The organism is bacterium, assembly GCA_039961635.1.
In the GTDB taxonomy this organism is placed as follows: Bacteria; 4484-113; 4484-113; order JAGGVC01; family JAGGVC01; genus JABRWB01.
Genome location: JABRWB010000009.1, coordinates 25577 through 31832 on the forward strand (window position 1 = coordinate 25577; position 6256 = coordinate 31832).

The 6256-nt window shown below is 55.4% G+C and carries 4 protein-coding genes; all 4 read right to left on the reverse strand.

Annotation, left to right across the window (positions count from 1 at the left end):
- Positions 1 to 17 precede the first annotated feature (17 nt).
- A complete protein-coding gene (gene glgA / locus HRF49_01665; GenBank protein MEP0813359.1) occupies positions 18 to 1502 on the reverse strand; it encodes a glycogen synthase GlgA in 1485 nt (494 codons plus the stop codon).
- A 32-nt stretch (positions 1503 to 1534) separates the two neighbouring features.
- Positions 1535 to 2833 carry a glucose-1-phosphate adenylyltransferase gene (glgC, locus tag HRF49_01670; GenBank protein MEP0813360.1) on the reverse strand — a complete coding sequence of 433 codons (1299 nt, stop codon included), beginning with the start codon at positions 2831 to 2833 and terminating at the stop codon, positions 1535 to 1537.
- A gap of 61 nt (positions 2834 to 2894) precedes the next feature.
- Positions 2895 to 3887, reverse strand: coding sequence for a DUF4912 domain-containing protein (locus HRF49_01675; GenBank protein ID MEP0813361.1), 993 nt, complete (start codon positions 3885 to 3887; stop codon positions 2895 to 2897).
- A 13-nt stretch (positions 3888 to 3900) separates the two neighbouring features.
- Positions 3901 to 6000, reverse strand: coding sequence for a DUF1926 domain-containing protein (locus HRF49_01680; protein ID MEP0813362.1), 2100 nt, complete (start codon positions 5998 to 6000; stop codon positions 3901 to 3903).
- Between the last annotated feature and the right edge of the window lie 256 nt (positions 6001 to 6256).

A 6256-nucleotide genomic window follows, 5' to 3' on the forward strand; every position in this document is an offset into this window, starting at 1 on the left:
GGGAAAAATTCCCGTAGCTATTTTGCCAGAGAAGTGAACAGCTTCATGTACTTTTTGGCGCTCGCCCCCCAAGAGTAATCTTTGGACATCGCGTTGTGCACAAGCCTTTCCCAAAGCTCCGCATCGTGTTCGTACAGCGCCGCGGCCTTACCCACGGCTTTCATCATTTCGCCGCCGTCGTACTTTTCGAAGACGAATCCCGTCGCCTTGCCGGACTTGATGTTCGCCTTGCTTGCGTTGGTAATCGTGTCCTTCAGCCCCCCGGTTGCCCGGACTATCGGAATCGTGCCGTATCGCAGGCTGTAAAGCTGGTTCAGCCCGCAAGGCTCGTATCGCGATGGCATCAGAAAAGCGTCGGAACCGGCCTCGATGAGATGCGCAAGTCCTTCGTCGAAACCCAGCTTGACCGCAAACTTCCTTGGATATTTCTTGGCCATATCTTCAAAAAATGCGTGGTATTCCGGCTTGCCCGTTCCCAAAAGAACAATCTGAACGTTCATTTTCATCATTTCCGGAAACCGCTCTTCAACAAGATCGAATCCCTTCTGATCTGCAAGCCGGGAAATCATTCCTATCAGGAACGCATCGTCGGATACGGGCAATCCCATCGCCTTCTGGAGCGCCGCTTTGCATTTTTGCTTGCCGCGCACATCCTCCCGGCTGAACTTGTGCGGAATCAAGGGATCCGTCTCCGGATTCCATACCAGATAGTCGATCCCGTTCAAAATGCCTGTCAGCGATGCGCTTTTGTGGCGAAGAATGCCGTCAAGACCGTATCCGTATTCTTCTGTCTGGATTTCCTTCGCGTAGGTCGGACTGACGGTCGTTATCGCATTGGCGTATGCGATGCCGCCCTTGAGAACGTTTATCGAGCCCCAGAATTCAAGCAATTCATGGGTGAAAAGTTCGTATCCCAAATCGCCGCTGGCGAGATAGACATGCTCGAATAAGCCTTGGTATGCCAGATTGTGAATAGTCAGTACCGTGGAGGCGCCGCCCAAAACGGGATCGCCCGTGAAAAGCGTGGCCAAGTAAACCGCCGCCAGCGCCGCCTGCCAATCGTGCAAATGCACGATATCGGGCGCAAATTCGATCGTTCTCGCCAGCTCGAGCGCCGCGCGCGAGAAAAACGCGAACCGGAAAAAATTGTCCCAGTAATCCTGCCCCTTTTCCTGGTACAGCTCCGCCCTGTCGTAGAGCGCCGGAAAATCGAGAAAGCAAATCTGTACCTTGCTGCCTGGGAGTTTCGATTCGAGAATCCTGTAGTGCTGGAGCCTTCCGCCCATCCATAGCGTAGTTTCCTCGTTAAGTACGGCGGGCGCCTGGCCGGTTCGCTCGAAGTATTCGCGCACCTGCCTGTAATACGGGCAGACTACGATTACCTTCGCGCCAAGTCTTTCAAGCTCCACGGGGAGCACGCCGCTGACATCGGCAAGGCCGCCCGTTTTGCAGAAAGGCACGACTTCGGGGGAAATGAAAAGCACCTTGAGTTTTTTCGGCATATGAAATCTCCAAACCTATCGTCCCTGAATCGTTATCCTGCTTGCTCCTGCCAGAGGGGAGGATAAACTTCCCGCCCGGTGATCAAGTCGAGCACCTGGCCGTCAGCCTTGATAATCGCGTTTTTGGGCAGAACAGTGACTCCGGCGGGAGTAACCGTGAATCTTTGCTCGTCGCGCTCCCGGTAAAAACCGATTTCGCATCCCGGCTCCACCCGCGTGTATTTGTCGACAATGCACCTGCGCAATTTGACATGCCGCCCGATATCCACATGGTCGAGGATGATGCAGCCTTCAAGATGAGCGAACGAATGAACGAACACGTTCGAGCCGATGACGGAGTCGCGGACGGTCGCTCCGCTGATTATCGTTCCCGACGCCACGATTGAATCAACCGCCTGTCCGTATCGCTTCGCCCAGTCCGCGAAAACAAACTTCGCGGGCGGGAGGTTTCGGTTCAGGCTGCGGATCGGCCAGCTCCTGTTGTACAGGTTGAACATCGGGCTGACGGAGCGCAAGTCCATATTGGCGTCGTAGTAGGTGTCCACGTCGCCCACGTCGCGCCAGTAGGGCGAGCCTGCCGGCTCGCCCGGGACTCTGTTTTTGCTGAAATCGTAGGCCTTTACGCGGTAGCCTTCGGCGACCATCCGCGGGATTATGTTTTGTCCGAAATCGTGGCGGCTTTCACTGTCCGCCATGTCCTTTTCAAGCACTTCGCGCAGTATCGGATATTTGAAAAAGTAGTTGCCTAAGCTGATGAGCGACATTTCGGGATTGCCCGGCATCGAAGGCGGATCTTCGGGCTTTTCCAAAAATTCGACGATGTTCCAGTCGTCGTCCACTTTAACGATTCCGAACCTGCTCGATTCGCTCCTGGGATGTGGCAGCACGCTGACCATTACGTCCGCGCCGCTTATAAGAAACTCCTCGTATTTCTGGCGGACATCCATCTTGTAAATGTGATCGCCGCCGAAAACGGCAATATGGTCGGGCGCTACCGACCGGATGAGGTCGAGGTTCTGGTAAACGCTGTTGGCGGTGCCGAGATACCAATCTTCGCCGGTCCGTTGTTGAGCTGGAACCGCGTCAACGTAATAGTCAAGAACGCCCGAAATGTTCCAGCAGCGGTGAATGTGCGCGATCAGCGAGTCGGACATGTATTGAGTCAAAACCTTGATTTTCAGGAATCCGCTGTTGATGAAATTGGATAGTACAAAGTCTATTATCCGGTAACGCGCGCCGAACGGCACCGCCGGCTTGCATCTGTCTTTCGTCAGGGGCATCAGCCTTTCGCCCCTGCCGCCCGCCATGATTATCGTGAGTACGTTATCCATCCGGTAGTCCTTTACCAGACTTGGCAACATTAACAGCATTCATATCTGTTCCAGCGGCATATTACGAGTTTTCACTTTCTCCTTGTGAAAACCGGCCGAGCTCACTTGCGCCTTGGGGAGCCGGGGAAATTCCAAGCTCCCGGCGGCGCTTTGCGACGGACTTTTCCACCTCCCGCCTAAGAGCTTTTATGGAATCGTGACGGTGGAAAGTCCTGGTTTCCAAAGATTCAATCCGCGCGCGCGACTTGGCGCGCGCGGGCTTGACCAGCATGAACCTTACTTTTCCGCCTTCATCCGGTGCGCCCCTGGGGATTTCCACGGGTTCGCTTGAAAGAACCTTGCGGTAGCTTCCGTCCGTGAAGAAAAATCCGATTTCAAGCCCTATTCGCTTTCCGCGGGCGCTTTCCGGCAATGCGATGTGCCAGCGCCCCGTTTCGCCGTAAACGTCCAGCGTTTGTGCCGGCGAACCTTCCCGTCCGTCGCGTTCCTTCGGCAAGAGTTTAAGCACCATGCGTCTTGAGTTCCATTTTGAATCGCCGAATTCGGATGCAAGCGCTCCGAGCGTGTCTCCTGAAATTTCCCAGAAGCAAAACATATGCTCGGGATCTCTGGGCAAGGCCACAAGCACGTCCACGCCATAGCGTTCGGGAAGGGCGTCTCTGTCGGGCCAAATCGCCGGCGGCGTGATTTCCTCCTTTCCGTAATCGGCCGGTTTTTCCGGAGTTGCCGCATCCGTAGCCGCTTCAGGCGCGCCTCGACTCCCGTACCGCCGCGCGCTCGGCGAGGCGCTGGGATGCTGAATCGCGATTCCATTGGCTGGTTCTTTGGATCCGCGCGGCTTTAAAGAGCGCGATTCCTGCGCGCGCGCAGACTCCTTGTCCGCTTTCTTTGCGGCAGGCTTGGCGGTTTTGGGTTGCTTCGAGTGCGCGATTATCAGGTCGGCCAGCTCTTCCTTTTTAAACCGGGAGTAGCCGGTAAAACCAAGCGCCCGAATGCGTTCGAGCAGCTCGGCCTTGGTTAGGGAAAGAAGCTCGGCTTTCAATTTCTTGGACATGATTTGGCTCGTTTCAAAGCGGCTTAATGGTAACAGAATGCTTCCACTTCAGATCGGGGCGGGTAGGTGATAGTTTTTCGCGCCGCAAAAGCATTATCGCACTTCCTTGGTAGGTTCGCTCCAGCCCGCCTTCGGAAGCGCTGACGGTTTCGACCGGGTAATAAATAAAATCAGCTCCTGCCTTCGCGCAGTAAACCGTGATTCGCAGACCCTGCCACTCGTCCACCATCGACAGTTTCGAGCCGCCGTGCAGCTCTCCGAAAGACGACAGCTTAAGCCTTTTGCCGTCAAGCTCGTAATACCTGTCCGGCGAGTCGCCTGCAAGCAGGCCGAAATTCCAAAGCACACAGATTTCCGCGTCGAATTCGGATTTGAGTGCTCCGAACCGGATTGTCAGCCCCGCTTCGACCGCGTTATCCGTCTCGGACAGCTCGATTTTTTTTTCGATTTCAAGTGAGCCGAGATCGTCTATCAGCGCCATCGCGCCTCTTAACGAAGCCGCAAAAGCGCTTTTGGATATGATTTCGCAACGGAACGGCCTCTGCGGCTCCGCTTCAAGCGTCTCGCAAGACGACGAAACAAGAGATTCAGCGCTCACGCCCGGTTTGAAAACAAATACGTCGAAGCAGCGTCTCGGCCGCAAATCGTACGCGAGGTACTCGGAAAGCCCGGCTTCCTTGACGCGCACATCGCCGTGAATGCTTTCGTGATCGTAGTCGTTGGTGAATTTGCCGTGTGAAACGCCCTCGTGATAGCTCTCGTAGCGCCTGGTAAGTACGTCGGTTACTCGCGTGGCCCCGGGAAGAAAATCCACTGACTCAATGCAGCCCGTTCGCGTGCAAATTTCCGCGGCGATGTCTCCCGCGCGAAGCCTGGCGAATCCGTTAAATTCGATGGTTTGTGGTTTTGCCGCGTGTTCGAGCAAGAGCCGCTTGGATGAGACGAGATTTCGGTACACCGCGTGCCGCAGGTAATTCAGGTATAGTCCTCCGAATACGCCGTGCCAGTATGCGCAGTTGCACTGGCCTTCATGCAGCAGCCTTTCCGCCTCTTCGGCGATACGGGGCTGGAGCTTCGGCTGCAGCGCGTCCAGAAGCGCGGAAACGTAAAGCATCTCGCGCTCCATCCGGTCGCTTTCTTCGTATTTGGAAAAGAAGTTGTCGAAATGGCCTCCGCGCAAAAAGCGCCGTTCCACTTCACGTTCCGGATTGTCCTTGATTTCGTTCCACGCTCTTTCAAAATCGCGGGCTGCGGGCGCAGGGAGCGCCCATCCGGTCATCTCGCGATAGCTTGTGGATGGTATGTGGACGGTGTCCACAGGCGGGTGCTCGTGCAAAAACTCGCCGGGAAGTGCGGTTTTTATCCAGCCGGCGTTGGCTGAAAGCATTTCCAAAAATCTGCGCATCCATCCGCGCTTCCAAACCCAGTCGGCCGTGCCAGGCCATACGCCGAATTTTTCACCGTCGTCGCCGAATACGACGACCCGCCAAGGATCGGGCGATGATTGTGAGCGCAGGTAGTCCTCGATTTCGTTTACTTCGCGGAAGGGGATCAGGTAGCGCATCTTTTCGCTTATGGGGAAGAGCGAAATTTCCTGGCCCAGGTACGTTGTTTTAAGCGGGCGAAGCAAATCGCCCTGCGATTTTCCTGCGCATATAAAGTGGTTGTCATCCAGAAGCGTGTACTTTTTGCCCGTGCCGGCGAGAAAATACGGCAAAGCGGGCGACCAGACCCGCTCGGTGCACCAAAATCCCTCCGGAACGACTCCAAAGTTCCGCGTCAAAAATCCGTCCATCCTTGCGAATTGGGCGCGAAGATCCCTCGGCGGAATAGCGGTGAGTATCGGCTCGTAATATCCTCCGCCGAGGAATTCCAGACGGCCCTGGTGATGAAGCTCGGACGCCAGCTCAACATATTCTTGCCGGCTTGATGCGAGCCAGTCCCAAAGACAGCCCGATGTGTGAAGCCCGACTTTGATGTCCGGATAATCGCGGAGCATCCGCAAAAACGGCAGGTAAGCTTCGTCCGCCGCCTGTGCGAATACATGGTCGAAGTTTCCGACCGGCTGATGGTTGTGAACGACGAAAATCAGATTGACGAATGACTCGGACATAGACCTAGTTCTCAAGCCGTTTGGCTGATTGGCTGTTCGGTTTTCCGGGCAAAAATGTTCCGGCCGGTTGTCGGCGCGTTTTGGAATCCGGAGATCAACCCGTGAACCTGTTTACCAAACGCCCAAATAACTTGCTTACCACCCCCTTGCTGCAAGCTTTTCTTCTTCCGGAAGCGCCTTTGCGGAAAGGCCCCGCATGGCGTCGCCCAGGCCGCGGCTGATTTCCGCAAGCTTTTCCGGCTTGTCGTAGTAAAGA

What these genes read in the sequence shown, in the direction of transcription:
- glgA (MEP0813359.1), bottom strand. Translation starts at nt 1,502, where the DNA reads ATGCCGAAAAAACTCAAGGTGCTTTTCATTTCCCCCGAAGTCGTGCCT.
- glgC (MEP0813360.1), bottom strand. Translation starts at nt 2,833, where the DNA reads ATGGATAACGTACTCACGATAATCATGGCGGGCGGCAGGGGCGAAAGG.
- HRF49_01675 (MEP0813361.1), bottom strand. Translation starts at nt 3,887, where the DNA reads ATGTCCAAGAAATTGAAAGCCGAGCTTCTTTCCCTAACCAAGGCCGAG.
- HRF49_01680 (MEP0813362.1), bottom strand. Translation starts at nt 6,000, where the DNA reads ATGTCCGAGTCATTCGTCAATCTGATTTTCGTCGTTCACAACCATCAG.